This is a genomic window from Embleya sp. NPDC025285 (assembly GCF_055558835.1).
In genome coordinates this window covers 1-2,178 of record NZ_JBVHLU010000267.1, presented here as the reverse complement: position 1 = coordinate 2,178, position 2,178 = coordinate 1, and the positions used below count along the sequence as shown (strand labels likewise).

Below are 2,178 nucleotides of genomic sequence, written 5' to 3'. Positions count from 1 at the left end.
CGCACGCCGCTGGAAGTCCTGAACGAGCACAAGCAACTCGGGCTGGCGGCGTAAACAACAGAAGTCAACGTGTCCGGAAAACACGGGGCACCTCATAGCGACTGGCGGTGGCGGGTCCGTCGCCGAAGGCGGTTGCGGGATGGAACCAACCATTTCGCGTATGACGAGTTCGCGGACCCGGTACTCGTCCCACCGCCCAGGCGGCGTACTCGCATCGCCGGCCCGCAACTCATTGCCCGATCGGACGGTTGTGATCGTGTTCGGCACGCGCAGCGAGTGGAATCGTCACGCGATCCTGTGCGCGGAGATACCGCGGTGCGGCGCGGTTGAACGACCCTGAGCAGCACCTGTCGTCGATCTCCGGCGGCTGTCGCACCTCGCGATGCCGGACGAAGCCGATCGGGCGGGTGGCCCGTCACGAAGCACAGATCGGCGCGACCGGTCGTCGGCATCGGTGCCATTCGCCTCGCGCCTTCGTGGAGCGAGCCGTCCGACATGCGGCCAGGAAAGCGAAAAAGTGCTCCTGACCTGCAACGATGGGACTTCTCTAGGTCCCGTCGGCTGCATGAAGAGAAGCACTTCTCAGGTGGACAAGGATAGCGGGTCGCCCGGTCGAGTCCGGTGGTTGCGGGATTGTTCGCAGGTCGGCGGGGTGTTGCTCACGGGGACGGCTGGCGGGGTCGAGTTGGATCGCAGGACGCCTGACCCCACGCGCCGCTGCCGCCATGGTCCGGCGATCACGGCCACACGCGCCGCGAAGTCCCCTTCCACGGGCGCGGACTTCACACATCGGGATCCCCCACAGCCCGGCGCTCGCGCCCACGCATGGCCCGGGAGGTCCCACCGGGAGTGGCGCTCAGCGTTCGATCGGGAACCGGTGGACCCCGCGCGCCGCCCGAGCTTAGCCAAGAGCTTGACCCCTTTTCCCAGGATCTCCAGCGCGGCGTCGCGCTTGGCCACCTCCTTCTCCAGGCGCTCGACCTCGCGCCGGAGCTTCTCGTTCTCGGCTTCGGCCGCGGGCTTCTTCGGTCGGGCGGGGCTCGTGCGTCGGTCGGTGAGTTTCGCGAGGGCGCCGGCGTCGCGCGCGGCCCGCCATTCCTGGATGTGGGAGTGATACAGCCGCTCGCGTCGCAGGATCGCGCCGCGTCCGGCGGCATCCGGGGCGCCGTCGTACTCGGTGACGATCCGGAGCTTGTACTCCGGGGAGAAGGTGCGGCGCTTGGGCTTGGAAGCCGGGTCGCCGCCGGGATTCGGGCCGGTCATGAAGGTGGTGCTCCTCTCGTGCCCTCTCAGGCCCACCCGGATCTATCGGGCGTCTCACCACACACTGACAGAGAGGGCACGGCCTCGGCCCGGCGCCGGCCGGGTGCAATGGCAGGCGGCCACTGCGTCGGGACGGATCTTCGGGGCCCACACGTGCGTCGAAGAGGCAGTGCGGTACCCCGACGGGGGACGAGCCGCCGGGCGCACAGACCCAACCACGGGGATGGTCGGCGGCTCGCCCCGCACAACGAGCCGACCGCCGCCCGGTGACGCGCCCCGCGCCTGCCCGAGAGTCCGCCCCACAACCGCGAGTTCACCGTGGCCGCCCCGAATCGGTGGCGGCCTCGCAGCGACCCGGCCGCGGCGAAGGCGACCCCGCAGGCCCACGCCACAACCGCCCCGCGAGGGCCGCCTCGCGTACACGCGCACACGCGAGGCGGCCCACCGCTCCCCGCGAGCGGGTCCCTTCCCCTCCCCCGGACAACGACCGCCCGCGCCGCCGGTCACGACCCGCTTCCGGCCGGAACCCGATTCGCCACGGCACGGCCCGGGTAGCGGAACCCGACACCCCCACCACAGGAGGCACCGATGAGCGGGACCGGCGACAACACCGGGAGCAAGGACAAGGACGACAACATCGTCTGGTTCACCGAGGCATGCCTGAGCAACGCCCTACGCTCGCAGACCTACATCCGGGACGCCGAACGCGACGGCGACAACGCACTCGCCGAATTCTTCCGACGCGCCCAGGGCGAAAGCCGCAAGGGCGCCGAACAGGCCAAGACACTCCTGCGCGCACGACTGGGCAACTGACCCCCGGACCCCGAAGGCCGTCGGGGGGGGGGGGGGGGGGGGGGGGGGGGGGGGGGGAGGAGAGAAAACGAACCAAAAAAACAAGAGACAAAAACACACCAA

The 2,178-nt window shown here is 70.0% G+C and carries 2 protein-coding genes; one reads left to right on the top strand and one right to left on the bottom strand.

Translation table 11 applies throughout. The annotated features are described in order from the left end of the window. Window positions 1-582: 582 nt before the first annotated feature. On the bottom strand, window positions 583-1,263 hold the full coding sequence (locus tag ACZ4FV_RS52095) for a transposase (protein WP_465328486.1): 681 nt from the start codon (window positions 1,261-1,263) through the stop codon (window positions 583-585). 588 nt (window positions 1,264-1,851) lie between these two features. Between ACZ4FV_RS52095 and ACZ4FV_RS52090 the strand changes: the two genes are divergently transcribed. Continuing rightward, complete coding sequence (locus tag ACZ4FV_RS52090) at window positions 1,852-2,076, top strand: hypothetical protein (RefSeq protein WP_465328484.1); 225 nt, start codon at window positions 1,852-1,854, stop codon at window positions 2,074-2,076. The last annotated feature ends 102 nt before the right edge of the window (window positions 2,077-2,178 follow it).